Below are 26,598 nucleotides of genomic sequence, written 5' to 3' on the forward strand. Positions count from 1 at the left end.
GCACACCGGCGGCGCCGGTCCGCATCAGGTGCAGTGCCGCGGTGTACGTGGCGCAGCCGCCGACGATCACCGGCACGTCGAGTTCGTAGATGAACACGCCCCAGGCGTCGCTCCACCGGTCGCCCGGGCCGACCCAGTTGCGGCCGGGGGCGGCGGCGAACAGCGGCCGCGAGACGGGGGCCTGAGCGGGCACCGGAACCTGAGCGGGGAACGGAACCTGAGCGGGGAACGGGAGCGCTCCCGGAGCGGCCGCCGGCCGGGCCGGGACCGCCGGCCGTTCCGGGACCATCGGCCGGACGGGCTCCAGCAGGGACACCGGCGGCAGCACCGCCGTCGGCGCCTCCGCCGGAGGCAGGTCCGGCACCGGCGGAGGCAGGTCCGGCATCCGCGGCGGCGGGCCCGGAGGCACCGGCGGCCGGGCGGCCACCCGCCGCGGCCGGGCCGCCTCGGACGCGGTCTGCGGCAGGCCCGGGACGGAGGCCGGGCCGCCCACCGAGCCGTGCCCGGTGCGGACCAGGACTGTCCCGCGGGACTTCAACGCTGCGTTTCGAGTACCCAAGAGAATCGCTCCGCCTCCGGCCGCCTGCACCCTCACCCGGCTTGTCCGCCGGCGCCAGGGCAGCGTGGCACGACCGGAACGCTCGGCCGACGAATCACGCGAAGCCCGGACAACCGGGCCCGGAACGCGCTACTCTCCACGGCTCGCGGTCGCCCTGAGTGCCCTCCCGTACACCCAGGGCGACCGCCGGCCGCACGGGACGGCCCCGCTCAGAGCCGGCGACGGCCCCGCTCAGAGCTGCCGCAGCAGCATCCCCGGCTGCTCCACGCAGTCCGCGACGAACCGCAGGAAGCCGCCCGCCGTCCCGCCGTCGCAGACCCGGTGGTCGAAGGTGAACGACAGCTGAGCCACCTCCCGCACCGCCAAACCGCCCTGGTGGACCCAGGGTTTGGCGACGATCCGGCCGACCCCGAGCATCGCCGCCTCCGGGTGGTTGAGGATCGGGGTGGAACCGTCCACGCCGAACACCCCGTAGTTGTTCAACGTGAAGGTGCCACCGGTGAGTTCGGCCGGAGTGAGCGCACCGCTGCGCGCCGCCTCGGTCAACCGCCCCAGCTCCTCGCCGAGTTGCTCGGTGCTTCGGCTCTGCGCGTCCCGCACCACCGGGACGACCAGTCCGCGCTCGCCCTGCGCGGCGAAGCCCAGGTGCACCGCCGGGTGCCGGACGATACCCGAACCGTCGGCCGTCACCGAGGAGTTGAGCTCCGGGAAGCGGGCCAACGCGACGGTGCAGATCCGCGCCAGCAGCGCCAGCACGCTCACCTTCGGCCCCGGTGTGGCGTTCAACTGCCGCCGCAGGGCCATGAGTTCGGTGGCGTCCACATCGACCCAGCAGGTCGCCGCCGGGATCTCCCGGTGGCTGCGGCTCAGCTTCTCGGCGACCGCCTTGCGCAGCCCGCGCAGCGGGACCACGCCCTCCTGCCCGACCGCCCCGACCGCTGCGACAGCCCCGGCGGGCGCCGGCCCGGCCGCCTTGGCCGCGACCGCCCGTTCGACGTCCGCACGCATGATCAGCCCGTCCGGCCCGCTCCCGGCGAGCGCGGTCAGGTCGACCCCCTGCTCCCGGGCCAGCCGCCGCACCAGCGGCGAGATCACCGGCACCACCGCCGGCCCCACCACGGCGGGAACCCCGACCGGAGCCGAGCCCGCAGCCGGAGCCACGGCCACCACGGCCGGAGCCGGAGCAGCCGCCCCGACCCGGCGGCGCCGCCCGCCCCGACCCGGCTCGGCCACCCCGAACCCGACCAGCGGCCGCTCCACCTCGGCGGCCGCGGGGGCCGCGGGGGCCGCGACCACCCCCGGCTCGTCCGGCCCCCGCGGAACGCTCCCCGCCGACGACGCCACCGCGACCGTCACCAGCGGCGCGCCCACGGCGATCTCCTCGCCCACCCCGCCGTACCGCGCGGTGACCACCCCGCCGTACGGGCAGGGCACCTCCACCACGGCCTTGGCGGTCTCCACCTCCACCACCGGCTGGTCGACCGCGATCACCTCGCCGACCTCGACCATCCAGCGCACCACCTCCGCCCCGGTGAGCCCCTCACCGAGGTCGGGCAGCCGGAACTCCCGCACGACGGGCATCATCCTCGGTCCTCCCACTGCAGCCGGGCGACCGCGTCCAGGATCCGGTCCACCCCGGGCAGGTGGTGGTGTTCCAGCATCGGCGGCGGGTACGGCACGTCGAAACCGGTGACCCGCAGCACGGGCGCGGCCAGGTGGTGGAAGCATCGCTCGGTGACCCGGGCGGCGATCTCCGCCCCGGTGCCGCCGAAGCCGCTCGCCTCGTGCACCACCACGGCCCGGCCGAGTGAGCGCACCACCCGGCAGACGGTCTCGTCGTCGAAGGGCACCAGGGTGCGCAGGTCCAGGACCGCGAGGTCCCAGCCCTCGGCCTGCGCCGCCTCCGCCGCCTGCAGGCAGACCGGCAGCGAGGGGCCGTAGCTGATCAGCACCGCCGAGGTGCCGGTGCGTCGCAGCACCGCCCGGCCGATCGGCTCGACCGGTGCGGCCGGGTCGAGGTCGGCCTTCCCCCAGTAGAGCCGCTTGGGCTCCAGGAAGACCACCGGGTCGTCGGAGGCGATCGAGGCGCGCAGCAGGCCGTACGCGTCGGCCACCGTCCCCGGGGTGACGACGTGCAGGCCCGGGGTGCTGGTGTAGTACGCCTCGGAGGCGTCGCTGTGGTGCTCGACGCCGCCGATGCCGCCGCCGTACGGGATGCGGACGGTGATCGGCAGCGGCAGCCTGCCCGCCGTGCGGTTGCGCATCTTGGCGACGTGCGAGAACAGCTGCTCCAGCGCCGGGTAGGCGAAGGCGTCGAACTGCATCTCGACCACCGGGCGCAGCCCGTACATCGCCATGCCGATCGCGGTGCCGAGGATGCCCGCCTCGGCGAGCGGGGTGTCCAGGCAGCGCTCCGGGCCGAACTCGGCGGTGAGGCCGTCGGTGATCCGGAAGACTCCGCCGAGCGCGCCGACGTCCTCGCCGAGGACGTGCACCGTCGGGTCCTCGCGCATGGCGTCCCGCAGCGCGGAGTTGAGCGCCTGCGCCATGGAGGCGGGGCGGGGCCCGGTGGGCTGCCGCTCGGCGGCCCGGCCGAGGGCGGGGGCGGGCGAGGGGTGGGAGGTGCTCACCGGTCCGCCACCTCCGCCTCGGCGGCCAGTTCGGCGGCCAACTGAGCTGCCTGCTCGCGCAGTTGGGGGGTCGGTTCGGCGAAGACGTGGGCGAACAGCGACATCGGGTCCAGTTCCGGTTCGGCGTGGAACTCGGCCCGCATCCGGGCCGCCAGCGCCTCCGCCTCGTCGGCCGCCTCCTGCACCGACCGGTCGTCCAGCACGCCGAGTCCGCGCAGCGCCCGTTCCATCAGCAGGATCGGGTCGTGCTCGCGCCAGGCGGCCACCTCGGGCTCGGTGCGGTAGCGGGTGGCGTCGTCGGCGTTGGTGTGGGCGTCGATCCGGTAGGTCAGCGCCTCGACCAGGGTCGGGCCGCCGCCGGCCCTGGCCCGCTCGACCGCCTCGGCCAGTACCGCGTGCACGGCGGGCGCGTCGTTGCCGTCCACCAGCCGGCCCGGCATCCCGTAGCCGACGGCCTTGTGCGCCAGGGTCGGCGCGGCGGACTGGGCGCTGAGCGGGACGGAGATCGCGTAGCCGTTGTTCTGCACCAGGAAGACCACCGGGGCGTTCAGCACGGCCGCGAAGTTCAGCGCCTCGTGGAAGTCGCCCTCGCTGGTGCCGCCGTCGCCGAGCATCGCCAGCGCGACCACCGGCTCGCCGCGCAGCCGGGCGGCGTGCGCCAGTCCGACGGCGTGCGGGGCCTGGGTGGCGAGCGGGGTGCAGAGCGGTGCGGTGCGGCTGGCCCGCGGGTCGTAGCCGGTGTGGGCGCTGCCGCGCAGCAGGGTCAGCGCCTCCAGCGGGTCGACGCCCCGGGAGACCACGGCGAGGGTGTCGCGGTAGCTGGGGAAGAGCCAGTCGTCCTCGCCGAGCACCAGCGCGGCGGCGACCTGGCAGGCCTCCTGGCCGGTGGACGCCGGGTAGACGGCGAGTCTGCCCTGTTTGGTCAGGGTGGTGGCCTGCTGGTTGTACCGGCGGCCGACGACCAGGCGGCGGTACAGCTCGCGCAGCAGGGCCGGGTCGCACTTCTCCAGCGCGGGGGTGCCGAGCGCCCGGACAGGGGAGGGGTCCGGGAGCAGGGGTGCCGGATCGGTGCGCGGGGCGGTGGCCCCGGGCAGCCAACCGGGCACACCAGCGTGGTGTCTGTGGTCGAGAACGGTCATCTCGGGGCACCTCCTGGGGTGGCGGGGGCTCCCTACCGATTGTTCGGTCGTCTGTTCATCTTGACCAGAAGCGTGACAAGGTGGTGGACATTCGGCCTGTTCGGCGGTCGACTGGTGGCAGTGCGTCCAATCGGGGAGGGTGGGGGGTCATGTCGGCTGAACAGACGTCCAGACTCGACCGGGTCGACCGGTCGATCCTGCGGCTGCTGCAGCAGGACGGCCGCGCCTCCATCCGCTCGGTCGCCGAGCGGGTGCACGTGTCCCGGGCGAACGCGTACGCCCGGATCTCCAGGATGGTCGAGGACGGCATCATCCGCGGCTTCACCGCCAGGGTGGACCACGAACGGGCGGGCCAGGCCGCGTCCGCGTACATCACCCTGAAGATCGTCCAGAACTCCTGGCGGACGGTCCGCGAGCAGCTGCTGGAACTGCCCGGGGTGGCGCACATCGCGCTGGTCGGCGGGGACTTCGACGTCCTGCTGCTGGTGCACACCGCCGACAACCAGACCCTGCGGGAGCTGGTGCTGGGCAGCATCCAGTCCATCCCCCAGGTGCTCGGCACCCGCACCATGCTGGTCTTCGAGGAGACCGACCAGGTGCCGCCGCTCTAGCGGCCGGGGCGGCCCCGCGGAGTGGGCTCCGGAAGGGGACGGCTCCGGGAGGGGGCGGCTCCGGGAGGGGGCGGCTCCGGGAGGGGGCGGCTCCGGGAGGGGGCGGCTCCGGGAGCGGTCCGGTCAGCGCGCCCGCAGGCCGTCGAAGGCCAGGTGGACCACCGCGTCCGCGACCCCGTCCGCGGCCTTGAGCCCGGGCCGGTACCACTCCACGATCGAGTTGATCATCCCGAACAGCAGCCGGGTGGCCAGCCGGGGCTCCACGTCCGCGCGCAGCGCGCCGTCCGCGACCGCCGCCCGCAGCAGTTCGGCGACCTGGTGGTCGAAGTCCCGCCGGCGCTCCAGCGCCCACTGCTCGGTGGCCGTGTTGCCGCGCACCCGCAGCAGCAGCGTCACGTACGGCAGCTCGTCCAGCAGCACCTCGGCGGTGCGCCGCACCACGTGCTCCAGCCGCTCCACCGCCGGGCCCTCGACGGCGGCCGGCTCGGCCAGGATCCCGAACAGCCCGTCCAGCGCCCGTCCGACCGCCAGCCGCAGCAGCTCCTCCTTGCCGCGCACGTGGTGGTAGATGGACGACTTGGAGATCCCGGCCGCCCGGGACAGGTCCTCCATCGAGGTGCCGTCGTAGCCGCGCTCGTTGAACACGTCGACGGTCACCGCGAGCAGTGACTCGACGGTGTAGGCGGTGCGCGTGGTGTGATCGGCCATCCTCCGAGTATCCCCGGCCGCCACCGTCGTTACGCGATCGGGTCCGGCTGGTCCACACCAACCCGAAGGGGCAGGCCCTAGACTCGGCGAACGATCCGTCCACGTCCAGCAGGTGGGGTCCACGGCTGATGAACGCAATACCGGCAGTCGCCTCCGACGTGCCCGAGCAGCGCAACGAGGAGCCGGAGCCCACCGCGAGCACCTGGCAGGAGCGCGGCCGCGCCCTGGCGGTGCGGTTCGGACCGGCCGTGTGGTGCTACGCGGTACTGAAGCTGGTCGGCTTCACCGTCTTCATGAAGCTGCTCTCCTTCTCCGGTGAGTACGCCAAGAAGCCGGCCCGGTTCGGCGGCGGCGCCAACCCCTGGGACGTGCTGGCCACCTGGGACGGCTGGTGGTACCAGCAGGTGGCGCAGTTCGGCTACCACCCCGCGCTCGTCCCGATCCCCAACGGCCCGCTCGGCTACACCATCGAGCAGAACTCCGCCGCGTTCTTCCCGCTCTACCCGGGCCTGATGCGGATGGTCTCGGAGACCACCGGCCTCGGCCTGTACGGCGCCGGGATGCTGGTCTCCGTGGTGTCCTCGCTGTTCGCCGCGGCCGGCATCTACGCCGTGGTGGAGAAGCTCACCGGCGACGCGCGCTCGGGCGTGATCGCGGCCGGCCTGTGGGCGATCGTCCCGGGTTCGGGCGCCGAGTGGGCGGTCTACTCGGACTCGCTGTTCGTCGCGCTGGCCGCCTGGGCCTGCTACTGCGTGATGGCCAAGCAGTGGATCGCGGCCGGGGTGATCACCCTGGTCGCCGGTCTCAACCGGCCCACCTCCGCGGCCCTGATCGGCGCCGTCGGCCTGGCCGCGATCGTCGAGCTGTACCGCCGGGAGAGCGGGGTCCTGCGCCCGCTGGCCGCGATGGTGCTGGCCCCGGTCGGCCTGCTCGGCTACGTCGGCTGGGTGGGCTGGCGGACCGGCGAGTGGGGCGGCTACTTCCGGATCCAGCGCGACGCCTGGATGCACTACTTCGACTGGGGCCAGGGCACCTGGCACGCGATCCGCGGGGTGCTGCTGGGCCGGCAGGACTACCCCTACGGCTTCCCGGCGCCGGACCTCTTCGCCACCCTGATCGTGTTCAGCCTGCCGGTGCTGATCGTGCTGCTGTTCCGGCTGCGCCCGCCGCTGGTGCTGACCGCCTACACGCTGGCCACGATCGTCTCGGTGCTCGGCAGCCTCGGCATCTTCGGCAACGTCTCGCGCTACCTGATGCCCGTGTTCCCGCTGTTCATCGCGCTGGCGGTGGCGATGCGCAAACTCAGCCTGCCGGTGCTGGCCACCGTCCTGGGCACCGGGGCGGTCGCCTCCGGCTGGTACGCCGGGTACCTCATCTTCGAACTCGGCGTGCCGTAGACCCGGATCACCCGAGCCCACGGGGGCGCGTCCGCCACGGACGCGCCCCCTTCCGTTCCACCGCCGGATTCCCCCCACCGCACCCTCTTGAGCCGACCGATCGTTCGGTTACCCTGTGACGTGTCCCGTCCTGCTTGTCGAGGCCCTCCGAGGAGCGCACAGATGTCCGCAGCGGTCACCCACCCCCTCGTCAGCGAGCTGGTCGAGCGCCACCAGGCCACCCTGGACGCCGCGCTCTCCGCCGCCGCGAAGCGCGACTACTGGTCGCCCTACCCCGAGTTCCCGAAGGCCTACGGCGAGAGCGGCCCGGCCGACGGCAAGGCCGCCTTCGACGCCCTGCTCGGCAAGCCCTTCGCCCTCGACGGCCACCCCGCCGACGGCGACCTGGTCGGCGGCGAGGCCTCCCCGTACGGCGTCGAGCTGGGCATCGGCTACCCGCACGCCGACCCGGACGCGCTGATCGCCGCGCTCACCGACGCCCGCCCCGGCTGGGCCGCCGCCACCCCGCTCGAGCGCGCCGCCGTCTGCCTGGAGATCCTGCACCGGATCAACGCCCGCTCCCACGAGTTCGCCCAGGCCGTCATGCACACCACCGGCCAGGCCTACGGCATGGCCTTCCAGGCCGGCGGCCCGCACGCCCAGGACCGCGGCCTGGAGGCGGTCGCCTACGCGTACGCCGAGCAGACCCGGCTGCCGCGCCGGGCCGGCTGGACCAAGCCCCAGGGCAAGCGCGACCCGCTGGTGATGACCAAGGAGTTCACCGTCGTCCCGCGCGGCCTCGCGCTGCTGATCGGCTGCAACACCTTCCCCACCTGGAACGGCTACCCGGGCCTGTTCGCCTCGCTCGCCACCGGCAACCCGGTGCTGGTCAAGCCGCACCCGCGGGCCGTGCTGCCGCTCGCCCTGACCGTGCGCACCGCCCGCGAGGTGCTCGCCGAGGCCGGCTTCGACCCGAACCTGGTCTGCCTGGCGGCCGAGCACGAGGGCGGCACCGTCGCCGCGACCCTCGCCGTCCGCCCCGAGATCCGGATCATCGACTACACCGGCTCCACCGCCTTCGGCGACTGGCTGGAGGAGCACGCCAAGCAGGCCCAGGTGTACACCGAGAAGGCCGGCGTCAACGCGGTGGTGATCGACTCCACCGACGACTACAAGGGCATGCTGGGCAACCTGGCCTTCGCCCTCTCGCTCTACAGCGGCCAGATGTGCACCACCCCGCAGAACGTGCTGATCCCGCGCGGCGGCATCGCCACCGACCAGGGCGACAAGTCGTACGACCAGGTGGTCACCGACCTGGCCGGCGCCATCGAGGGCCTGCTCTCCGACGACGCCCGCGCCGCCGCGATCCTCGGCGCCGTGGTCAACCCCGGGGTGCTCCAGCGCTCGGCCGCCGCGGCCGGCGGCGAGTACGGCGAACTCGCCCTCGCCCCGCGCGCGGTGACCTCGCCGGACTTCCCCGGCGCGACCGTCCGCACTCCCGCGCTGGTCAAGCTGGACGCCGACAAGCCGGACGACCGCACCGTCCTGCGCAGCGAGTGCTTCGGCCCGGTCTCCTTCGCCGTCGCCGTCGAATCCACCGCCGCCGCGGTCGAGTTGCTGCGCACCACGGTCCGCGACAAGGGCGCCATGACGGCCTCCGGCTACACCACCTCGCCCGAGGTGGAGGCGCTGCTGGTCGAGGCCGCGCTGGACTCCGGCGTCTCGCTCTCGCTCAACCTGACCGGCGGGGTCTTCCCCAACCAGACCGCCGCCTTCTCCGACCTGCACGGCACCGGCGCCAACCCGGCCGCCAACTCGGCCTACTGCGACGGCGCCTTCGTCGCCAACCGGTTCCGCACGGTGGAGATCCGCCGGCACGCCTGAGCCGGGCGCGACACCCCCACGGGCCCCGGCCGTCACCCGACGCCGGGGCCCGGCGGTTCACAGCTCCGACGGCGCCCGCGATGATGGAGGCTGGGAGAACGCCGGGAACGGCGTCCGACCGCCCTCGAGGAACGGGAGCTGAATACATGGCCGTGAAGCCGACGACCGAAACCGACGTCCTGATCGTCGGTGCCGGACCGACCGGACTGCTGCTGGCCGGCGATCTCGCCGCCGCCGGAGTCGGCGTCACCGTGCTGGAGAAGCGGGCCGCCGAATCCAACCTCACCCGGGCCTTCGCCGTGCACGCCCGCAGCCTGGAGCTGCTGGACGCCCGGGGCCTGGCCGAGGAGCTGATCGCGACCGGCCTGCCGCTCGGCACGCTGAAGATGTCCGACCGCGTCGGCATCGACCTCGGCTCGCTGCCCAGCCGTTTCCCCTTCGTCCTGGTCACCCCGCAGTACAACGTCGAACGGCTGCTGACGGAGCGCGCCGAGCGGGCCGGCGCCGTCCTCCTGCGCGGCGCCGAGGTCACCGCGCTGCGCCAGGACGCCGAGGGCGTGACCCTGGAGACCGGGGACGGGCGGAGCCACCGCGCCCGGTACGCGGTCGGCGCCGACGGCGTCCGCTCCGTCGTCCGCGAGCAGCTCGGCATCCCCTTCCCCGGCGAGTCGGTGGTCGACTCCGTCTCCCTGGCCGATGTCCGGCTGGAGCCCGAACCCGCCGAGGCGATCACCGTGGGGGCGAACGAGGCGGGCTTCTCCTTCATCGCCCCGTTCGGCGACGGCTGGTACCGGGTCATCGCCTGGGACCGCCACTCCCAGCAGCCGGACGGCACCGCCCCGACCGCCGAGCAGCTCGCCGCCGTCGTCCGGGCCACCACAGGCAAGGACTACGTCCTGAACGAGGTGCGCTGGAGCTCCACCTTCCACAGCGACGAGCGCCAGGCGCCCAACTACCGCTCCGGCCGGGCCTTCCTGGCCGGCGACGCCGCCCACTGCCACTCCCCGGCCGGCGGCCAGGGCATGAACACCGGTCTCCAGGACGCCGCCAACCTCTCCTGGAAGCTCGCCGCCGTCCTCCGGGGCCGGGCCACCGACGCGCTGCTGGACACCTACCAGACCGAGCGGCACCCGGTCGGCAGGACGGTGCTGCGCACCTCCGGCGCGCTGATCCGGCTCGCCCTCGCCCAGTCCGGTCCGACCCGCGCCCTGCGCGGGGCGCTCACCGCGATCGGCGGCCACCTCGACCTGTTCACCGAGCGCGGCGCCCGGGCCGTCTCCGGCATCGACATCGCCTACCCCGCGCCCAAGGACGCCCACCCGCAGGTCGGCAAGCGGGTCCCGGACCTGCGCCTGACCGCCCTGAGCAAGCCCGTCGAGGGCGCCCCGGCCGCCCCCGAGCGGCTCTACGAGGCGCTGCGCGCCGGGGAGTTCGTCCTGGTCAGCAATGACGAGCTGGCCGCCGCCGAGCCCTGGGCCGACCGCATGGTCTCCACCGCCCCGGCCGACCCGCACGGCAAGCTGCGGGACACCGTCCTGCTGATCCGCCCGGACGGCTACGTCGCCTGGGCCGCCGTCGACCCGGGCCAGGGCGAGCTGCGCACCGCGCTCACCGACTGGCTCGGCGCCCCGGCCTGACCCTCCCGGGGGCGGGCGCGCCACTCACCGCGTGCCCGCCCGCCGCGGCCGTTCCCCGGGCGACGCCTCCTTCCCGGACGGCGTCTCCTTCCCGGACAGTGCCTTCCCGGACAGTGCCTCTTCCGGACAGTGCCCGCCCTCCGGACGGCCTCCGGCCCCGGTGTCAGCCCCGGGCCTTCACATAGTGCCGCGCCGCCTTCGCCCGGTTCCCGCACACCGCCATCCGGCACCACCGCCGACGGCCGTTCTGCGAGGCGTCGAAGAAGTGCAGGATGCAGGCCTCGTGCGCGCACTGCCTGACCCGGTGCGCCCCCTGGCCGAGCAGCCCGAGGAAGCCGTCCGCCGCCAGCCAGGGCGCCAGCCACTCCGGCCGGTCGGCCTCGACCAGGTCCTCGGCCCCGCCGGGCGCCGCCGTGCGCCGGATCCGTCCGTGCGCCAGCACGGCGTCCAGCCCGTCCCGCGCGGCGGAGCCCAACTCGCGGTGCTCGCGGGCGTCCTGGGCCGCCGCCAGGATCGCCTCGCGGGTCTGCCGGATCGCCGCCAGGCCCGCCTCGTCGGCCGTGCAGCGCCCTCCCAGCCCGGCGGAGGAGAGCCAGACCGCGTAGCCCCCGACATCGGTGAGCAGGTCGTTGACGGGTGTTCCGGACCAACGCGTGTTGAGCAGGTCCAGCGCGAGCGGCTCGCCGATCAGCGGCCGCGGGTCCCTCGGGTCCGGCTGCACGTCAGTCATCGCTTCTCCTCGGCTCGGTCCGATTCTACGTCCGCCCCGGCAGCCCGAATTGGACTGAACCACTCTCCGATTTCCGGTCATTCACTGTATGGAACCGCCGAGTTTCCGCCCCCTCCACAGTTGACTGTTTTTTAGCAACGAATTGCCCGGCCATGAGCCACTTCGCACACGGGTTCTGTCATGTTCGAGCCAGCGTTCTGGACCCCCTGAACGCCTGGCCCCTTGCCGGCCCCCACAGCCGGCCGGAGGAGGATCCGTTGCGCCCCCGCTCCCTTGCCCTCGCCGCGGCGATAGCCGTGCTGCCGCTGACCGCCGTCTCGCTCGGTGTCTCCACCGCGCAGGCCGCCACTCCCAACGCCGCTCCCCGCGTCGCCCTGCCGAACACCGTGAACCCGGCGGTCGCCCACTCGGAGAAGAAGGGTGACGTCCCGGCGGCGCAGCAGATCTCGGTGTCCGTCAGCCTGAAGCTGCGCGACACCGACGCCCTGGACCGCTTCCTCACCGCCGTCACCACCCCGGGCTCCCCGGAGTTCGGCCACTACCTGACGCCGGAGCAGTTCACCGCGCGGTTCGGCCCGTCCCAGGCCGCCGTCGACCAGGTCCGGACGTACCTGGCCCAGCAGGGCCTGGCCGTCACCGACGTGAGCGCCAACCGCCAGGTGGTCAACGCCCGCGGCACCGCCGCCCAGGTCTCCCAGGCGTTCGGCACCCACGAGAGCGCGTACGTCGACCCGCAGCTCCAGCGCGCCTTCTTCGCCAACGACGCCGCCGCCTCGATCCCCTCCGACCTGGCCTCCGTGGTCCAGGGCGTCAGCGGCCTGGACAACCACGCGGTGCGCAAGAACCGCCTGGCCACGCCGAACGCGGTCACCCCCAACACGGCGAGCTCGACCCCGAGCGGCATGGCCCCGGCCCAGTACACCGGCGCGTACAACCTCAACAAGACCGGCGCGGACGGCACCGGCACCACGGTCGCGTTGTGGGAGTTCGACGGCTACCAGTCCTCGAACCTGACCACCTACGACTCCCAGTACGGCCTGTCCGGCCCGGCCGTCTCCACCGTCTCGGTGGACGGCGCCAACTACGACTCCGCCCCCGGCCAGGGCCAGGGCGAGGTCGAGCTGGACAGCGAGATCGTCCGCGGCGCGGCGCCCAAGGCCACCCAGCTGGTCTACGAGGCGCCCAACAGCGACCAGGGCGAGATCGACATGGCCAACAAGATCGTGACCGACAACCGGGTCTCGGTGGTCTCGATCTCCTGGGGCTCCTGCGAGCCGGACACCACCGCCGCCTCGATGACCGCGGTCGACAACGCCTTCAAGCAGGCCGCCGCCCAGGGCATCTCGATCTTCTCCGCCTCCGGCGACGACGGCTCCCGCGACTGCACCCGCTCCACCAGCGGCTCGACCGTCAAGGCCGTCGACTTCCCGGCCTCCAGCCCGCACCAGACCGGCGTCGGCGGCACCAACCTCAAGGTCTCCAGCGGCAACGCCTACTCCTCGGAGAGCGCCTGGAGCACCGCCGGCGGCGGCGTCTCCACCGTGTTCGCCAAGCCGAGCTGGCAGACCGGCACCGGCGTCAGCGGCACCATGCGCACCGTCCCGGACGTCTCCTCCAACGCCGACCCGCAGACCGGCTTCGCGATCTACACCGCCGGCGCCTGGCAGGTCTACGGCGGCACCAGCGCGGCCGCGCCGCTCTGGTCCGGCTACGCGGCCCAGTTCAACCAGAAGGCCAAGGCCGCCGGCCAGGCCGTCCTCGGCGAGGCCGGCCCCCGGCTGTACTCGGTCGCGAACGGCAGCGGCTACGGCACCGCCTTCCACGACGTGACCACCGGCGCCAACCAGGACTTCTCCGCGAAGGCCGGCTACGACCAGGTCACCGGCTGGGGCTCCCCGGTCGCCGACGCGCTGACCACCGCCCTGCTCGGCGGCGGCACCACCCCGCCGTCCGGCGGCTGCACGGCCGCCCAGCTGATCACCAACGGCGGCTTCGAGACCGGCACCGCCGCCCCGTGGACCGCCTCCAGCGGCGTGGTCGACAACAGCGGCTCCCAGGCGGCCCACTCGGGCAGCTGGAAGGCCTGGATGGACGGCTACGGCTCGGCCCACACCGACACCATGTCGCAGACCGTCTCGATCCCGGCCGGCTGCACCTCCGCCAAGCTGACCTTCTGGCTGCACGTCGACACCGCGGAGACCGGCTCCACCGCGTACGACAAGCTGACCGTCCAGGCCAACAGCACCACGCTGGCGACCTACTCCAACACGGACGCCGCCGCCGGCTACGTCCAGCGCACCCTGGACCTGACCTCCTTCGCCGGCCAGACCGTGACGGTCAAGTTCACCGGCACCGAGGACTCGTCGCTGCAGACCAGCTTCGTGATCGACGACGTCGCGCTGAACGTCCACTGACCGACGGCCGACCAGCACCACCGAACCCCCGCCGGGGCGGAGCCGTCAGGGCCCGCCCCGGCGGTGTCCGTCCGGGCCCGTGTTTCCGGACTGTTTCAAGATCGCTAACCCTTCGGTTCACCTGCCGTGACCACTGTCATACGTACGACTGATGACGTAGCCTCTCGACCGTGCATAGGGTTCCCCAAAGCTCGGTGAAGCCGCTGGCGGCGCGCCCCGGCGCCGACCCGGTCCCACCGAACTCACCTGGTGGGGAGGGTCACCGCATGGCCGCACAGCAACCTCAGGACGCCGCGCGGCTGCGACTGGTCGGGTCGCACACGGAGCGCCCCGGTCCCGGACCGGCTCCCGCCGCCCCCGCGCCGCCCCCCGGCCGGCTCGCCCCGGTCGGCGGCTTCGCCGACACACTGCACCTCGCCATCGAGGCCAGCGGCCTCAGCCTGGACCGCATCCGCGCCGCCCTCGCCGGGCGCGGCGTCAGGGTCAGCGTCACGACCCTGAGCTACTGGCGGCGCGGCCGCAGCCAGCCCGAGCGGGCCAGCTCGCTGCGCGCCGTCCACCTGCTGGAGGAGCTGCTCGGCCTGCCGCACAGCGCGCTCTCCTCGCTGCTCGGCCCGCCGCGCCCGCGCGGCCGCGGGGCGGCCGCGGCCAACACCTGCCACCTCGGGCTGGAGGACGTCTGGCCCGGAGAGCAGGAGATCGCCAACATCTTCGCCGAGCTGAACGCCCCGCCGGCCGGCGAGCTGGAGCGCCTGAGCATCCACGACTCCTACTACGTGGACGCCGAGCGGCGCGCCAACCTGCTGCGGATGCGCCAGGTCGTGCGCGCCACCGTCGGCGGCGTCGGCCGCTGCCTGGTGGTGCACATGGCCGACGAGGAGGCGGCCGGCTGCCCGGAGATCACCTCGGTGCGGCACGGCCGGCTGGGCCGGGTGCGCCGCCGCCCGGAGGCCGGGCTGACCGTCGCCGAGCTGATGCTGGACCGCCCGCTGGGCCTCGGCGACAGCACCGTCTTCGAGTACGAGGTGGAGATCCCGCCCGGCGGCCCCACCCTGGAGTACAGCCGCCGCTTCGCCACCCCGGTGCGCGAGTACGTGCTCCAGGTGCACTTCGACCCGGCCGCCGTCCCGGCGCACTGCGAGCGCTACGACCGCGAACCGGGCGCCGACGTCGACCACCGCCGCGAACAGCTGTGGATCGGCGCCTCGGCGAGCGCCCACGTCCTGGCCCCGGACCAACAGCCGGGCCACATCGGCATCCGCTGGGAGTGGGCGTAGGGCGCGTCTCGCCGGGACGCGCCCTGACCCTTCCCCCTTGAAGCCCCGTCGGAACCCGAGGACCACCCCGGCGGGGCTTTCGCGTGCCCGCCCCCAAAAACCTAACCCCTCAACCAAATCGAACCGGTTGACGCTGTATCAGCTAACTCCTACTCTCGTGAGTATCGGTTAGGAACCGTCCTGGCCGGCCGTCGCAACCCGGGAGTGACCAGGCATGTCCACCACCACCCCGCTCCGCGCCCCGCAGACCGGCCACGTCGGCCTGAACGTCACCGACCTGGCCCGCTCGATCGACTTCTACCGCACCGTCCTCGGCCTCGACGTGACCGCCGAGGGCACCGACCCCGAGCGCCGCTACGCCCTGCTGGGCCGCGACGGCCGCCTGGTGGTGACGCTGTGGCAGCAGAGCGCGGGCAGCTTCGCCACCGCCACCCCTGGCCTGCACCACCTCTCCTTCGAGGTCGAGGACCTCGACGAGGTCCGCGCCACCGAGCGGCTGCTGCGCGAACTCGGCGCCGAGTTCGCCTACGAGGGCGTCGTCCCGCACAGCGAGGGCTCGGCCTCCGGCGGCATCTTCTTCACCGATCCGGACGGCATCCGGCTGGAGGTCTACACCCGCACCGGCGTGGACGCGACCGAGGCCGCCGCCCCCACCGCCGCCGCCCCGACCTGCGGCTTCTTCTAGGGCGTGTCTGACAATTCCAGCCGGGCGTGCGACGCCAATCGTCAGACACGCCCTAGGACCCGCCCCAGGGGAGCCGACCGTGACCACCAGTACGCCGTACCACCCCGGCGAGCGGGCCGCCCAGGCCCGGGCCGGCCGGACCGAGCGGGCCGACCACGCCGGCCGGTCGATCCGCCGCACCGTCCCGGCGGTCGCCGCCGGCTTCCTGACCGAGCGCCGGACGCTGGTCGTCGGCGCCGCCGACCGGGACGACCGGATCTGGGCCACCCAGCTGGCCGGCCCGGCCGGCTTCCTCTCCGCGCCGGACGACCGCACCATGGCCGTCGCGGCCCGCCCGGCCGGGGACGACCCGCTGGCCGGGGCGCTGGCCGGTCCGGCCCGGGTCGGCACCCTCGCGCTGGACCCGGCCGGCCGGCGCCGGATGCGCCTCAACGGCCGCTGCGCCCCGGACGGCCAGGGCGGGCTCCTGGTGCACGCCGACGAGGTGGTCGCCAACTGCCCGAAGTACATCCAGCGCCGCACCCCGGCGGACCGGCCGGCCGCCGGCCCGCCGCGCGCGGTCGCCACGGGCCCGGCGATGACCACCGCCCAGCGCCTGGCGGCGGCCACCGCGGACACCTTCTTCATCGCCAGCACCGGGCCCGGCGGCAGCGTGGACGCCTCCCACCGCGGCGGCTTCCCCGGCTTCCTGGACCCGGTGGCGCCGGACCGGCTGCGCTGGCCCGAGTACCCCGGCAACAGCATGTTCCTGACGCTCGGAAACCTGGAGCTGGACCCGCGGGCCGGACTGCTGCTGCCCGACTGGGAGACCGGCGGCGCGCTGCTGGTCACCGGCGAGGCGCGCACCGACTGGTCCGAGGAGGCCCGGCAGGGCGTCCCGGGCGCCGAGCGGATGGTCGAACTGACCGTCACCGCCGTGGTCGAGCTGGCCGACGCCACCCCGCTGGTCTGGACCGGACCGGAGTACTCGCCCGCCCTTCCCCGCTGACCTCCCCTCACCTCCCTCGCCCCGTCGCCCACCCGCGCCACGCCCGGAAGCTGAACGCCAGTCACCCGTTCGGCCTAGCCCACCGTGACGCATCGCGCCCGCTTTGGGACTTTGGTCCCGGTAACACGCGGAATGGGCCAGGGAAGGCCACTCCTGTCCCGTCGTCAGACGGCGACCTGGAAAGACCGCAGGAAAGAGGCGGAGCATGACCCTGACCGACCCCCTGTCCCCCCTGATCGAGTTCGACGAGGTCGAACCGGCGGAGGACTGCATATGCGGGGGCTGCAACGCCCGCCGGCGCGCCCGGCTGCACGCCGCCCCCGTCCACGAGGGCGGACACGCCGCCGCCCGCAGCGTCCGCCGGCGGGCCGCCGTCCTGATGGCCGCCGTGGGCACCGCGATCGGCGGCGGGGCGGCAGCGGCCACCGCGGCCCCCGCCCCCACCCCGGGCGGCACCAGCTCCACCCCGTCGCAGACCCCCCAGGGCGAGGTCAGCGGCCTCTACGGCCAGACGCCCGGCGCCCGCTCCTTCGCCGCTCCGCGCCTCGCCACCGTGCCGCCCACCCGGGCCCAGATCATCCAGCGCGCCCAGAGCTGGGTCGACCAGGGCGTGCCGTACAGCATGAGCCGCTACTGGTCGGACGGCTACCGCCAGGACTGCTCCGGCTTCGTCTCGATGGCCTGGGGCCTGGGCAGCAGCCAGACCACCTGGACACTGCCCGACTACGCCGAGCGGATCGGCAAGAACGACCTCCAGCCCGGTGACATCCTCATCTACAACAACCCGGCCAACCCCCAGGCCGGCTCGCACGTGACGATCTTCGGCGGCTGGACCGACTCCTCCCGCACCAAGTACGTCGCCTACGAGCAGACCGGCCCCTCCGCCAAGAAGCGCTCCACCCCGTACGCGTACTGGAACAACTCCGGCTCGTACGTCCCGTACCGCTACACCGGCCTGTCCTCCGGCGGCAACGGCGGCGGCGGCACCTCCTCGACCGCCTTCCCGGGTGCCGACAAGTTCGGCCCCGGAGCCAACAACACGTACGTCACCAAGCTCGGCCAGATGCTGGTGCAGCGCGGCGGCGCCAGGTTCTACTCCGAGGGCCCCGGCCCGCGCTGGGGCGAAGCCGACCGCAAGGCCACCCAGGCCTTCCAGCAGGCCCAGGGCTGGCGCGGCGCCGAGGCCGACGGCATCCCCGGCAAGGACACCTGGGACTACCTGCTCAACGGCAAGGGCCGCAACATCGACGGCGGCGGGGGCGGCGGCCCCCCCCCGGCGCCCGGGGGGGGGGGGCGGCGCGGGACGTGGGCCGGCGGCCGCCGGCCGTCCGGTCGGCGCCCCGGCGGCAGGCCGCCCGGTACGACCTGACGTCCGGACGGCCCGACCTCTCGCTCTTCCCCCGCACGGCCTGGCTGGCCGCCGCCCGCCGCGCCCTCGCCACCGCGCCGCACGAGGCGCTCGACTACGGCAGCCCGCTCGGCCGGATCGAACTGCGCCAGGCGCTCACCCACTACCTGGCCCGGGTCCGCGGCGTGCGCACCGACCCCGACCGCCTGCTCGTCTGCACCGGTGTCACCCAGGGCCTCGGCCTGGTCTGCGCCGCCCTGCGGGAGCGCGGCGCCCGCGCGCTGGCCGTCGAGGAGTACGGGCTGCCGCCGCAGCACGCGGTCGTCCGGGCCGCCGGGCTCACCACCGCTCCGGTGCCGCTGGACGCGGACGGCGCCCTGGTCGACCGGCTCGACGCGCGGGCCGGCGCCGTCCTGCTCACCCCCGCCCACCAGTACCCGACCGGCACGGCGCTGTCCGCCGAGCGGCGGGCGGCGGCGGTGCGGTGGGCGCGGGAGCAGGACCGGTACGTCATCGAGGACGACTACGACGGGGAGTTCCGCTACGACCGGCAGCCGCTCGGCGCGATGCAGGCGCTGGACCCGGAACGGGTGGTGTACGCCGGGACGACCGCCAAGAGCCTCGCCCCCGGTCTGCGGCTGGCCTGGCTGGCCCTGCCGGACGCGCTGGTCGAGCCGGTCGCCCGGCTGAAGGCACTGGCCGACACGATGTCCCCGGTGCTGGACCAGCTGACCCTGGCGGAGCTGATCACCTCGGGCACGTACGACCGCCACGTACGGCGCTGCCGGCTGCACTACCGGCGCCGGCGCGACCACCTGGTCGCGGCACTCGCCGAACACGCCCCGCGCGTCCGGGTGACGGGCATCGCGGCCGGCCTGCACGCCGTCCTCCAGCTGCCGCCCGGCTCCGCTCCGGAAGCCGAACTCCTCGCCCGCGCCCAGCGGGCGGGCCTCTCCCTCGCCGGGCTCGGCTGGCACCGCGCCGCCGCCCCGGCCCCCGCCGAGACCCCGCCCGCCCTGGTCATCGGCTACTCCACTCCGCCGGACCACGTCTTCCCGGCGGCGGTCCGAGCGCTCTGCGAGCTGCTGCGCGGGGCGTGACCGGGGGCCGGGGCCCCAGGGCGGGCAGAGCGCCGCCCCGGGGTGCCGACGCCGGTGCCCCGCCGCCGGGGCCGGTCGGCGGGGCGGCCCGCCCGCCTCCCTCGGGGGTGGGGGCGGACGGGCGGTCCTGGGTGCGGACTACTTGTTGCGGCTGCCGAGTTGGAACAGGAGGATGATGAACCCGGCGAAGAGGTGGCAGCCGGCGGTGTAGATCAGCAGACGGACGTAGATCCGCTTGTTGGCCCACTTCCCCGCGTCCATGGTCTTCGGACCGGCGGCGGTGTCGGGGGCGGCGGCGCCGTGGGCGGCGGTGGCCGCGGTGGTGGCGGGATCGGCCATGGTGATCTCCTCCGGGTGGTTCTGACGGCGGGTCAGTGGACGGCGGTGGGACCGCCGCCGAGGCAGAGTTCGCCGCCGGGGCTCTGCAGCAGGGTGTGGACGAAGAGCAGTTCGACACCGCTGTCCGACTCCGCGGCGATGCAGTGCGGGGTGAGCGAGTCGTAGTGGGCCGAGTCGCCCACCTCCAGGTGGTGGACGCGGTCCCCGAGGGTGACCCGGAGCGCGCCCTTCAGGACGTACAGCCACTCCTCGCCCGGGTGGACCCGGACCACCGCGTCCTGCACGCCCGGCGGGACGTGCACCCGCAGGGCCTGCATGGCGCGGCCGGGGGCGCCGGCCCGGCGGTAGCCCCAGCCACCGGCCCGGCCGGGCTCGATGGCTCCGCCGCGGACGATCGGGTCCGGCTCGGCCAGGGTCTCCCCGAGCAGGCCGGAGACCGAGGTCCCGTACGCGCGGGCGAGGCCGAGCAGGACCGGCAGCGAGGGCTGCCGGCGACCGGTCTCCAGCCGGGACAGATAGGCTGGGGAGAGCCCGACCCGACCGGCTGCCACCTCCAGCGTGAGGCGGCTGCTGAGCCGGTGCTCACGGAGACGGGCGGCGAGGCCGGCGACCTCCTGGTCGTCGAGCTGTTCGCCTGCGGCGGCGGCACCGGTGGAGCTGCTGGTCATGTGTCCAGTGGACACCCGCCGTGCCTCACGGGCAAGAATTTTGCCTCAGAGGCAAAGCGGCCCGGATCGCCCTCCGGAAGCCCGCGGGGAGACCTCGAGAACCCCCGGGAGCCCCGCCCTCACGGCCGCGGGATGTTCCGCAGGTTGCTGCGGGCCAGGTCGATCATGCGCCCGACCCCGCCGGAGAGCACCGTCCTGCCCGCCGCCAGCGCGAAGCCCTTCAGCTGGGCGGCGGTGATGTGCGGCGGGATGGACAGCGCGTTGGGGTCGGTGACCACGTCCACCAGGGCCGGGCCCGGCCGCTCCAGCGCCTCCACCAGCACCTCCCGGACCCGGGCCGGCTCGGTCACCCGCTTGGCCTGGATGCCCATCGCCCGGGCGATCCCGGCGTAGTCCACGTCCCCGTTGTCGATCTCCGACTCCGGGTAGCCGGAGACCAGCATCTCCAGCTTGATCATGCCGAGCGCGCCGTTGTTGAAGACCACCGTCTTCACCGGCAGCCGGTGCTTGGCCACCGTGAGCAGTTCGCCGAGCAGCATGCCGATGCCGCCGTCGCCCGCCATCGCGACCACCTGCCGCCCCGGGCAGGCGAGCTGGGCGCCGATCGCGTGCGGGAGGGCGTTGGCCATCGAGCCGTGCAGGAAGGAGCCGATCACCCGGCGGCGGCCGTTGGGCTGGAGGTAGCGGGCGGCCCAGACGTTGTTCATGCCGGTGTCCACGGTGAACACCGCGTCCTCGGCGGCCACCTCGTCCAGCACCGAGGCGACGTACTCGGGGTGGATCGGCAGGTGCTTCTCGATGTCCCGGGTGTACGCGCCGATCACGTCCTCCAGCGACCGGCAGTGCTTGCGCAGCATCCCGTCCAGGAACGCGCGGTCGGGCTTGGCGTCCAGCAGTGGCAGCACGGCCCGCAGGGTGGCGGCCACGTCGCCGTGGACGGCCAGTTCGAGCGGGGTGCGGCGGCCGAGCCGGGTGGCGTCGTGGTCGACCTGCACGGTGCGCGCCTGCGGCAGGAAGGAGTCGTACGGGAAGTCGGTGCCGAGCATCAGCACCAGGTCGGCGGAGTGCAGCGCCTCGTGGCAGGCCCCGTAGCCGAGCAGGCCGCTCATGCCCACGTCGTACGGGTTGTCGAACTGGATCCACTCCTTGCCGCGCAGGGAGTGGCCGACCGGGGCGTTCAGGGCCCGCGCGGCCGCCATCACCTCGGCGTGCGCCCCGCGCACCCCGGCGCCGCAGAACAGGACCACCTTGCGGGCCGCGTTGAGCAGCCGGGCCAGCTCCTGCACCTGGGACCAGGGCGGCGCGGCGACGGCCTCCTCGGTGAGGAAGTGGCTGGTGCCGGTGGGGGCGGCGGCGGACAGCGCGGCGACGTCCCCGGGGAAGGCCAGCACCGAGACCCCGTGCGAGCCCAGCGCGTGCTGGATGGCGACCCGCAGCAGCCGGGGCAGCTGGGCGGGGGTGGAGAGCATCTCGCACCAGGTGCTGCAGTCGGTGAACACCCGCTCGGGGTGGGTCTCCTGGAAGAAGCCGGTGCCGATCTGCCCGGACGGGATGTGCGAGGCGAGCGCGAGCACCGGCAGGCCGCTGCGCTGGGCGTCGTACAGGCCCTGGACGAGGTGGGTGTTGCCGGGGCCGCAGGAGCCGGCGCAGACCGCGAGCCGGCCGGAGAGTTCGGCCTCGGCGGCGGCCGCGAAGGCGCCGGCCTCCTCGTTGCGCACGTGCACCCAGCTGATGCCGTCGGCCCTGCGGATCGCGTCCACGACGGGGTTGAGGCTGTCCCCGACGACGCCGTAGACCCGCTCCACCCCGGCCTGCCGGAGCACCTCCACCATCTGTTCGGCCACGCTCGGCACGGCTGCACTCCTTCGGTCGCCACGGGTCACCTGCACCCTCCGCCGGGGAGGTCGCGGGCGCAGCCGGGGCGGGCCGAAGGAGTGAGCGCAGTGCCGGCTACTCGGCCGCCAGGTGGTCCTGCTGGCCGAGCTTGCCCGCGACGAGCCCGGCCTGGGGCTGGCGGCGGGCGGGCTCGCGGCCCGGGGGCTGGGCGACCCGCTCCTGGGCGGGCGGGACGGTGGTCGGCAGGGCGACCGGGGAGCCGGACTTGACCTGCACCGCCTCGCCGTCGTGCCACAGGTGGAGGACCTCGCCGCGGCGCAGCGTGTACGTCGTCCGCTCGTGGGTGATCTCCACGCCGAGCAGGTGCCCGCGCACCAGCAGCGAGAAGCTCAGCCGCATCAGCCCGGACGGCAGCCGGGGCCGGAACGAGAGCGTCTCGCTGTGGTCGCGCAGCCCGCCGAAGCCGGCCACCAGGGCGATGCAGGCCCCGGCGAGCGAGGCCATGTGCAGGCCGTCGCGGGTGTTGCCGCCGAGGTCGTGCAGGTCCATCAGGGCGGCTTCGGCGGTGTAGTCGTAGGCGAGGTCGAGCTGGCCGACCTCGGCCGCGATGACGGCCTGGGTGCAGGCGGAGAGCGAGGAGTCCCGGACGGTCAGCCGCTCGTAGTAGGCGAAGTTGCGAGCCTTCTGCTCGTCGGTGAACGCGTCGCCGCGGACCTGCATGGCGAGCACCAGGTCGGACTGTTTGACCACCTGCTTGCGGTACAGGTCGAAGTACGGGTAGTGCAGCAGCAGCGGGTAGTTCTCCGGCGGGGTGTGCTCGAAGTCCCAGACCTGGTGCTGGGTGAAGCCGTCGGCCTGCGGGTGGACGCCGAGGTCCTCGTCGTACGGGATGTACATCGCGGCGGCCGCGTCGCGCCAGGCCGCGGTCTCCTCGGTGTCCACGCCGAGCAGCGAGGCCTCGTGGGGGTGGCGGACGGCGGCCTCGGCGGCGGCGCGCAGGTTGGTCTGCGCCATCAGGTTGGTGAAGACGTTGTTGTCCGCGACGGCGCTGTACTCGTCGGGGCCGGTGACGCCCTCGATGCGGAACCTCCCGGCCACGTCGTGGTGGCCGAGCGAGCGCCACATCCGGGCGGTCTCGACCAGCAGTTCGAGACCGTACTCGCGCTCGAACTCCGCGTCCCCGGTGGCCCGGACGTAGCGGGCGACGGCGGCGGCGATGTCCGCGCCGATGTGGAAGGCCGCGGTGCCGGCCGGCCAGTACCCGGAGCACTCCTCGCCGCGGATGGTGCGCCACGGGAACACCGCGCCGGACAGGCCGAGTTGGACCGCCCGTTCGCGGGCCAGCGGCAGCGTGGTGTGCCGCCAGCGCAGGGCCTGGTTGACGGCGGTGGGCAGGCAGTAGGTGAGCACCGGCAGGACGAAGGTCTCGGTGTCCCAGAAGCTGTGCCCGTCGTAGCCGGGCCCGGTCAGCCCCTTGGCGGGGATGGCCCGCTCCTCGCTGCGGGCGCCGGCCTGCAGGACGTGGAAGACGGCGAACCGGACGGCCTGCTGGAGCTCCACGTCGCCCTCGATCTCGACGTCGCTGGTCTCCCAGAACTCCTTGAGGAAGTCGGCCTGTTCGGCGACCAGCCCGTCCCAGCCGGTGTACCGGGCGGCGGTCAGCGCGGCCTCCACCTGGTCCCGCACGGCGGGCAGCGAGCGGGTGCCGGACCACCCGTAGGCCATGAACTTGGCGAGCCGCAGCCGCTGTCCGGGCTTGAGCACGGTGGTGACGCTGATCCGGCAGTGGTCGGCCTCGGCCTCGGAGACGGTGTCGGACTTCTCCGGGCCCTCGATGATGTGGTCCATCCCGGCCGCGACCCGGATGCCGCTGTAGCGGGTGCGGTGCACCAGGACGGCCTTGGTGCCGCTGGCGTGGTGCGCCTCGGGGAGCAGCGGCGCCTCCAGCACGGCGGCGGCCCGCGGGTCGCCTTCGGGGCCGCCGGGCAGCTGTTCGTTGGCGACCAGCTCGGACTGCAGCACGATCCGCACCGGGCCGTCCACCGCCTCGACGCGGTACTCGACGGCGGCGATGGCGCGCTGGGTGAGCGAGACCAGCCGGGAGGAGCGCACCCTGATCGTCCGCCCGGCCGGGGAGGTCCACTCGGCCTCGCGGTGCAGCAGGCCCTCCCGGAAGTCCAACCAGCGTTTGTGGCTGACGAGTTCGCCGTAGCGCAGGTCGAAGGGCTCGTCGTCCACCAGCAGCCGGATGATCTTGCCGTTGGTCACGTTGATGACGCTCTGGCTGGACTCCGGGTAGCCGTAGCCGCCCTCGCCGTACGGCAGCGGGCGCAGCTCGAATACACCGTTGAGGTAGGTGCCGGGCAGGCCGTGCGGCTCGCCCTCGTCGAGGTTGGCGCGCAGGCCGATGTGCCCGTTGGAGAGCGCGAAGACGGACTCGGCGCGGGCCATCGAGGCCAGGTCCAGGCCGTGTTCGGTGATCTGCCAGGGGTCGATCGCGAAGCCGGACTCGGGACTCACTCGCCCTCCAGGAGCTCGGAGAGGTCCTGGACGACCACGGTGGCGCCGTCCCGGCGCAGTTCGGCGGCCTGGCCGGTGCGGTCCACCCCGACCACCGCGCCGAAGCCGCCCGCCCGGCCGGAGGCGACCCCGGCGAGCGCGTCCTCGAAGACCGCGGCACGGGCCGGCTCGACGCCGAGGGCGCGGGCGGCGTACAGGTAGGTGTCGGGGGCGGGCTTGCCGGGCAGACCCTCGGCCCCGGCGACGTTGCCGTCCACGATCACCTCGAACAGTTCCTCGATGCCGGCCGCCCGCAGCACGTCGCGGCAGTTGGCGCTGGAGGAGACCACGGCACTGGGCAGCCCGGCCGCGCGCAGCCGGTGCACGTAGTCCACCGAGCCCTGGTAGGCCTGGACGCCCCGCTCCCGGATCAGCCGCAGCACGGTGTCGTTCTTGGCCCGGCTGATCCCTTGCACGGTACGGGAGTTGGGTGGGTCCTCCGGGGTGCCCTCGGGCAGTTCGACGCCCCGGCTGCGCAGGAACGCGCGGGTGCCGTCCAGGCGCGGACGGCCGTCCACGTAGGTGTCGTAGTCGGTGACGGCGTCGAAGGGGACGAACTGCCCGCCGGTGCGGGCGGCTTCGGCGCGCAGGAAGGCGTCGAAGGTGTCCTTCCAGGCCGCGGCGTGTACCTTCGCGGTCTGGGTGAGCACTCCGTCGAGGTCGAAGAGGAAAGCGCGGATGTCGTCCGGTAGCCCCAGCATGGGTGCAGTCTTACCCGGGAACGGGGGGAAGCCGCCCATTTCCCGGCGGCGCGTCGCGGGAAGGGCGGCTTCCGGCCACCCGGCCGCGACGGGCGGGCGGTGGCGGCTCCGGGGCTACGGCGAGTCGGGCATCTGCGCCTCGGGCGACTCGATGACGGCGAAGGCCGCGCCCTGCGGGTCCTGGACCACCGCCATCCGGCCGGACTGCATGTCGAAGGCCGGCTGGATCACCGATCCGCCGGCCTTGACCAGGGCGTCCACGGTGGAGTCGGTGCTGTCCACCGAGAAGTACGTCATCCAGTGCGAGGGCGTGCCGGGCGGCAGGTAGCCGGGGATCGCCTGCATGCCGCCCACCGTGCGGTCGGCGACGTTGAGCGAGTAGTAGCCGTCCATGCCCTGGATGGTGGCCGGGCGCAGCCCGAGGGCCGGCTGGTAGAAGCGGCCGGCCGTACCGGTGTCCGCGGTGTTGAGCTCGTTCCAGACCAGCGCGCCGGGCTCGTTGACCACGCCCGCGCCGATGAAGTCCATCGCCTGCCAGACCCCGAACACCGCGCCGGTCGGGTCGGCGGCGACCAGCATCCGGCCGATCGTGCCGACGTCCATCGGGTCGTACAGGACCGTGCCGCCGGCCCCGGTGATGGACGCCTTGGCCGCGTCGGCGTCGTCCGAGGCGAGGTAGGTGGTCCAGGCGACGGGCGGCGCCGGCTGCCCCTCGGGCGCCATCTGCGCCATGATCCCGGCGACCGGCCGGCCGTTGAGCAGGCACACGGCGTAGCCGCCGAACTCGGCCGGGCCGACCTCGCCCTGCCAGCCGAACAGGTCGCGGTAGAAGTCGAGCGCGGCCTGCTGGTCGCTCGCCATCAGGTCGACCCAGCACGGGGTGCCGGGCTGGTACGGATCGGTGACTACGGGCATTGCTGGGCCTCCCGGAGGCGGTGGTGGCCGGCTGTGGTGGTCGGGACTGTCGGGACGGTCTGGTGGTCGGGACGGTCAGGGCGCTGGTGGTCGGGACGGTCTGGGCGGTCGGGACCTCGCCCCGGCCCGGGCCCGGTGGGGGTACGGCCCGGCCGGGACGACGGGGGTACACCGCCACCATCGGCCCGCCACCGCGATCCCGCCACCGGACGGCGCCCTGGCGGGCGACCGGCGGCCGGGGCGTCACGGGGCGCCGACCGCGCCGTCGCGGTCCGTGCGCGGACGGCTCACGGGGCGTCGTGGCGGTGCGCCGTGACGAAGTACGGCTGCACCTTGCCGCTCTGCGCGTAGTCCTTGAGCCGGACCAGCAGTTCGGCCCAGGTGCCGGCCACCGCCGGGACGCCCTCCTCGCTGCCCGGCTGCCAGCCGCCGTGCCGGAACAGCAGCCGGGTGCGCTCGGGGGCCTCGGGCCGCTGCTCGGGCGCGGCGGGCGC

At 74.2% G+C, this 26,598-nt stretch carries 22 protein-coding genes and 1 pseudogene; 10 read left to right on the forward strand and 13 right to left on the reverse strand.

Annotated elements, in window-relative coordinates:
• The 4 genes from AB0E96_RS16930 to pdhA form a co-directional block, all read right to left on the reverse strand.
• The coding region (locus AB0E96_RS16930) for a hypothetical protein (RefSeq protein ID WP_359824004.1) at nt 1-193 on the reverse strand (193 nt) is incomplete at its 3' end.
• 597 nt (nt 194-790) lie between these two features.
• Complete coding sequence (locus AB0E96_RS16935) at nt 791-2,140, reverse strand: dihydrolipoamide acetyltransferase family protein (protein WP_359823998.1); 1,350 nt, start codon at nt 2,138-2,140, stop codon at nt 791-793.
• The gene (locus tag AB0E96_RS16940) at nt 2,140-3,108 is read right to left on the reverse strand and encodes an alpha-ketoacid dehydrogenase subunit beta (protein WP_359824001.1); all 969 of its coding nucleotides are present in this window, start codon (nt 3,106-3,108) and stop codon (nt 2,140-2,142) included. The genes AB0E96_RS16935 and AB0E96_RS16940 overlap by 1 nt, the downstream gene beginning before the upstream one ends.
• 77 nt (nt 3,109-3,185) lie before the next feature.
• On the reverse strand, nt 3,186-4,328 hold the full coding sequence (pdhA, locus tag AB0E96_RS16945) for a pyruvate dehydrogenase (acetyl-transferring) E1 component subunit alpha (RefSeq protein WP_359823951.1): 1,143 nt from the start codon (nt 4,326-4,328) through the stop codon (nt 3,186-3,188).
• Nucleotides 4,329-4,477: 149 nt separating this feature from the next.
• On the opposite strand from pdhA, the gene AB0E96_RS16950 reads away from it, so the two are divergent.
• A complete protein-coding gene (locus AB0E96_RS16950; protein WP_359823954.1) occupies nt 4,478-4,939 on the forward strand; it encodes an Lrp/AsnC family transcriptional regulator in 462 nt (153 codons plus the stop codon).
• Between the two features lie 123 nt (nt 4,940-5,062).
• Here AB0E96_RS16950 and AB0E96_RS16955 read toward each other — a convergent pair whose 3' ends face one another.
• Nucleotides 5,063-5,647, reverse strand: a complete 585-nt coding sequence (locus tag AB0E96_RS16955) for a TetR/AcrR family transcriptional regulator (RefSeq protein ID WP_359823956.1) — start codon at nt 5,645-5,647, stop codon at nt 5,063-5,065.
• A 128-nt stretch (nt 5,648-5,775) separates the two neighbouring features.
• Here AB0E96_RS16955 and AB0E96_RS16960 point away from each other — a divergent pair, with 128 nt between their 5' ends.
• From AB0E96_RS16960 to AB0E96_RS16970, 3 genes are all read left to right on the forward strand, one after another.
• Complete coding sequence (locus AB0E96_RS16960; protein WP_359823958.1) at nt 5,776-7,044, forward strand: hypothetical protein; 1,269 nt, start codon at nt 5,776-5,778, stop codon at nt 7,042-7,044.
• Between the two features lie 162 nt (nt 7,045-7,206).
• Nucleotides 7,207-8,907: a phenylacetic acid degradation protein PaaN gene (gene paaN, locus AB0E96_RS16965; protein WP_359823960.1), complete on the forward strand. Its 1,701-nt coding sequence runs from the start codon at nt 7,207-7,209 to the stop codon at nt 8,905-8,907.
• A gap of 146 nt (nt 8,908-9,053) precedes the next feature.
• Nucleotides 9,054-10,544 carry an FAD-dependent monooxygenase gene (locus AB0E96_RS16970; protein WP_359823962.1) on the forward strand — a complete coding sequence of 497 codons (1,491 nt, stop codon included), beginning with the start codon at nt 9,054-9,056 and terminating at the stop codon, nt 10,542-10,544.
• 163 nt (nt 10,545-10,707) lie between these two features.
• Here AB0E96_RS16970 and AB0E96_RS16975 read toward each other — a convergent pair whose 3' ends face one another.
• Nucleotides 10,708-11,274 (reverse strand): CGNR zinc finger domain-containing protein, encoded by a 567-nt coding sequence (locus tag AB0E96_RS16975; RefSeq protein ID WP_359823964.1) that lies wholly within the window; start codon nt 11,272-11,274, stop codon nt 10,708-10,710.
• A gap of 257 nt (nt 11,275-11,531) precedes the next feature.
• On the opposite strand from AB0E96_RS16975, the gene AB0E96_RS16980 reads away from it, so the two are divergent.
• The 6 genes from AB0E96_RS16980 (at nt 11,532) to AB0E96_RS17005 (ending at nt 19,086) form a co-directional block, all read left to right on the forward strand.
• Entirely contained in the window at nt 11,532-13,688 is a 2,157-nt protein-coding gene (locus tag AB0E96_RS16980; protein ID WP_359823967.1) for a protease pro-enzyme activation domain-containing protein, read from the forward strand.
• 266 nt (nt 13,689-13,954) lie between these two features.
• Nucleotides 13,955-14,965 carry an XRE family transcriptional regulator gene (locus AB0E96_RS16985; RefSeq protein ID WP_359823969.1) on the forward strand — a complete coding sequence of 337 codons (1,011 nt, stop codon included), beginning with the start codon at nt 13,955-13,957 and terminating at the stop codon, nt 14,963-14,965.
• A 214-nt stretch (nt 14,966-15,179) separates the two neighbouring features.
• On the forward strand, nt 15,180-15,650 hold the full coding sequence (locus AB0E96_RS16990) for a VOC family protein (protein WP_359823971.1): 471 nt from the start codon (nt 15,180-15,182) through the stop codon (nt 15,648-15,650).
• 79 nt (nt 15,651-15,729) lie between these two features.
• Complete coding sequence (locus AB0E96_RS16995) at nt 15,730-16,638, forward strand: pyridoxamine 5'-phosphate oxidase family protein (RefSeq protein ID WP_359823973.1); 909 nt, start codon at nt 15,730-15,732, stop codon at nt 16,636-16,638.
• A gap of 205 nt (nt 16,639-16,843) precedes the next feature.
• Complete coding sequence (locus AB0E96_RS17000; RefSeq protein ID WP_359823976.1) at nt 16,844-18,007, forward strand: peptidoglycan-binding protein; 1,164 nt, start codon at nt 16,844-16,846, stop codon at nt 18,005-18,007.
• Nucleotides 17,944-19,086: a PLP-dependent aminotransferase family protein gene (locus tag AB0E96_RS17005; protein ID WP_359823978.1), complete on the forward strand. Its 1,143-nt coding sequence runs from the start codon at nt 17,944-17,946 to the stop codon at nt 19,084-19,086. The genes AB0E96_RS17000 and AB0E96_RS17005 overlap by 64 nt, the downstream gene beginning before the upstream one ends.
• Nucleotides 19,087-19,224: 138 nt before the next feature.
• Here the strand turns inward: AB0E96_RS17005 and AB0E96_RS17010 are convergent, their stop codons facing one another.
• From AB0E96_RS17010 to AB0E96_RS17040, 7 genes and pseudogenes are all read right to left on the reverse strand, one after another.
• Nucleotides 19,225-19,425 carry a DUF6126 family protein gene (locus AB0E96_RS17010; RefSeq protein WP_359823980.1) on the reverse strand — a complete coding sequence of 67 codons (201 nt, stop codon included), beginning with the start codon at nt 19,423-19,425 and terminating at the stop codon, nt 19,225-19,227.
• A 32-nt stretch (nt 19,426-19,457) separates the two neighbouring features.
• A complete protein-coding gene (locus tag AB0E96_RS17015) occupies nt 19,458-20,093 on the reverse strand; it encodes an XRE family transcriptional regulator (RefSeq protein WP_359823983.1) in 636 nt (211 codons plus the stop codon).
• 119 nt (nt 20,094-20,212) lie between these two features.
• The gene (locus tag AB0E96_RS17020) at nt 20,213-21,946 is read right to left on the reverse strand and encodes a pyruvate dehydrogenase (protein ID WP_359823986.1); all 1,734 of its coding nucleotides are present in this window, start codon (nt 21,944-21,946) and stop codon (nt 20,213-20,215) included.
• Nucleotides 21,947-22,043: 97 nt separating this feature from the next.
• Nucleotides 22,044-24,449: a glycosyl hydrolase family 65 protein gene (locus tag AB0E96_RS17025; RefSeq protein ID WP_359823989.1), complete on the reverse strand. Its 2,406-nt coding sequence runs from the start codon at nt 24,447-24,449 to the stop codon at nt 22,044-22,046.
• A complete protein-coding gene (locus tag AB0E96_RS17030) occupies nt 24,446-25,189 on the reverse strand; it encodes a beta-phosphoglucomutase family hydrolase (protein WP_359823992.1) in 744 nt (247 codons plus the stop codon). The genes AB0E96_RS17025 and AB0E96_RS17030 overlap by 4 nt, the downstream gene beginning before the upstream one ends.
• 114 nt (nt 25,190-25,303) lie before the next feature.
• Nucleotides 25,304-26,104, reverse strand: a complete 801-nt coding sequence (locus AB0E96_RS17035) for a VOC family protein (protein ID WP_359823995.1) — start codon at nt 26,102-26,104, stop codon at nt 25,304-25,306.
• Between the two features lie 287 nt (nt 26,105-26,391).
• A pseudogene (locus AB0E96_RS17040) lies at nt 26,392-26,598 on the reverse strand (hypothetical protein); the annotation flags it as partial.

Origin of the sequence: Kitasatospora sp. NPDC036755 (assembly GCF_040636595.1) — a bacterium.
GTDB lineage: Bacteria > Actinomycetota > Actinomycetes > Streptomycetales > Streptomycetaceae > Kitasatospora.

Coding starts and splice junctions, on each gene's coding strand:
- AB0E96_RS16935 (WP_359823998.1), bottom strand. CDS start 2,140: ATGCCCGTCGTGCGGGAGTTCCGGCTGCCCGACCTCGGTGAGGGGCTC.
- AB0E96_RS16940 (WP_359824001.1), bottom strand. CDS start 3,108: ATGGCGCAGGCGCTCAACTCCGCGCTGCGGGACGCCATGCGCGAGGAC.
- pdhA (WP_359823951.1), bottom strand. CDS start 4,328: ATGACCGTTCTCGACCACAGACACCACGCTGGTGTGCCCGGTTGGCTG.
- AB0E96_RS16950 (WP_359823954.1), top strand. CDS start 4,478: ATGTCGGCTGAACAGACGTCCAGACTCGACCGGGTCGACCGGTCGATC.
- AB0E96_RS16955 (WP_359823956.1), bottom strand. CDS start 5,647: ATGGCCGATCACACCACGCGCACCGCCTACACCGTCGAGTCACTGCTC.
- AB0E96_RS16960 (WP_359823958.1), top strand. CDS start 5,776: ATGAACGCAATACCGGCAGTCGCCTCCGACGTGCCCGAGCAGCGCAAC.
- paaN (WP_359823960.1), top strand. CDS start 7,207: ATGTCCGCAGCGGTCACCCACCCCCTCGTCAGCGAGCTGGTCGAGCGC.
- AB0E96_RS16970 (WP_359823962.1), top strand. CDS start 9,054: ATGGCCGTGAAGCCGACGACCGAAACCGACGTCCTGATCGTCGGTGCC.
- AB0E96_RS16975 (WP_359823964.1), bottom strand. CDS start 11,274: ATGACTGACGTGCAGCCGGACCCGAGGGACCCGCGGCCGCTGATCGGC.
- AB0E96_RS16985 (WP_359823969.1), top strand. CDS start 13,955: ATGGCCGCACAGCAACCTCAGGACGCCGCGCGGCTGCGACTGGTCGGG.
- AB0E96_RS16990 (WP_359823971.1), top strand. CDS start 15,180: ATGTCCACCACCACCCCGCTCCGCGCCCCGCAGACCGGCCACGTCGGC.
- AB0E96_RS17000 (WP_359823976.1), top strand. CDS start 16,844: ATGACCCTGACCGACCCCCTGTCCCCCCTGATCGAGTTCGACGAGGTC.
- AB0E96_RS17010 (WP_359823980.1), bottom strand. CDS start 19,425: ATGGCCGATCCCGCCACCACCGCGGCCACCGCCGCCCACGGCGCCGCC.
- AB0E96_RS17015 (WP_359823983.1), bottom strand. CDS start 20,093: ATGACCAGCAGCTCCACCGGTGCCGCCGCCGCAGGCGAACAGCTCGAC.
- AB0E96_RS17030 (WP_359823992.1), bottom strand. CDS start 25,189: ATGCTGGGGCTACCGGACGACATCCGCGCTTTCCTCTTCGACCTCGAC.
- AB0E96_RS17035 (WP_359823995.1), bottom strand. CDS start 26,104: ATGCCCGTAGTCACCGATCCGTACCAGCCCGGCACCCCGTGCTGGGTC.